Here is a 1,233-nt window from a genome sequence, read left to right as displayed (position 1 = left end):
AGGCCCACCAGGCCCCGGCCCAGCCCCAAACCCAGCAGCCGCAGCACCAGCCCGGTCAGCAACCCCCCGTAGACCCCCGTACCGGAACCGCCTGGCCGCAGCCCGTGCAGCACGATCAGCGGCAGCGGACCAATCCGGGGGCGCCGCTCGGCTACACGGCGGCCGTGGAGTTGTCGTCGGACCGGCTGCTCAACAACAAGAAGCAGAAGGCGAAGAGCGGTCGGCCCGCCGCCGGTTCCTCCCGGTTCAAGATCGGTGGGAAGAAGGAGGAGGCCGAGCGGCAGCGGAAGCTCGAACTGATCCGTACGCCGGTGCTGTCCTGCTACCGGATCGCGGTCATCAGCCTCAAGGGCGGTGTGGGCAAGACGACCACGACCACCGCGCTCGGCGCCACGCTCGCCACCGAGCGGCAGGACAAGATCCTCGCCATCGACGCCAACCCGGACGCCGGTACGCTCGGCCGCCGGGTGCGCCGGGAGACCGGGGCCACGATCCGTGACCTCGTCCAGGCGATCCCGTACCTCAACTCCTACATGGACATCCGGCGGTTCACCTCGCAGGCGCCCTCCGGTCTTGAGATCATCGCCAACGACGTCGACCCGGCCGTCTCCACGACGTTCAACGACGAGGACTACCGGCGCGCGATCGACGTGCTCGGCAAGCAGTACCCGATCATCCTCACCGACTCGGGTACGGGTCTGCTCTACAGCGCCATGCGCGGCGTACTGGACCTCGCCGACCAGCTCATCATCATCTCGACGCCGTCCGTGGACGGTGCCAGCAGCGCCAGTACGACGCTGGACTGGCTGTCGGCGCACGGGTACGCGGATCTGGTGTCGCGGTCCCTGACCGTCATCTCCGGGGTGCGCGAGACCGGCAAGATGATCAAGGTGGACGACATCGTCAGCCACTTCGAGACGCGCTGCCGGGGCGTCATCGTCGTGCCGTTCGACGAGCATCTGGCAGCCGGTGCCGAGGTCAACCTCGACATGATGCGGCCGAAGGTGCGCGAGGCGTACTTCAACCTCTCGGCGCTGGTCGCCGAGGACATCGCGCGGCACCAGCAGTCGCAGGGTCTGTGGACGTCGGACGGCAACCCTCCGCCGGTCGCCGCCCCTCCGATGCCGGGCCAGCCCCTGCCCGGTCAGCCGATGCCGGGGCAGCCCGCGGCGGGCCAGCCGTATCCGGGCCAGATCCCCCAGCAGGGCCAGCCGCCCGCGCAGCCGGGGCAGC

General features: G+C 69.8%; 1 protein-coding gene. It reads left to right on the top strand.

The annotated features are described in order from the left end of the window. Positions 1-1,233: MinD/ParA family protein (locus O3Q52_RS53245; RefSeq protein ID WP_269655568.1), on the top strand; the 1,233-nt coding region annotated here is incomplete at both ends.

Source organism: Streptomyces sp. ActVer (assembly GCF_027270795.1).
In the GTDB taxonomy this organism is placed as follows: domain Bacteria; phylum Actinomycetota; class Actinomycetes; order Streptomycetales; family Streptomycetaceae; genus Streptomyces; species Streptomyces umbrinus_A.
The sequence above is the reverse complement of the archived record's forward strand: the minus strand, read 5'-3'. Positions and strand labels throughout refer to the sequence as shown.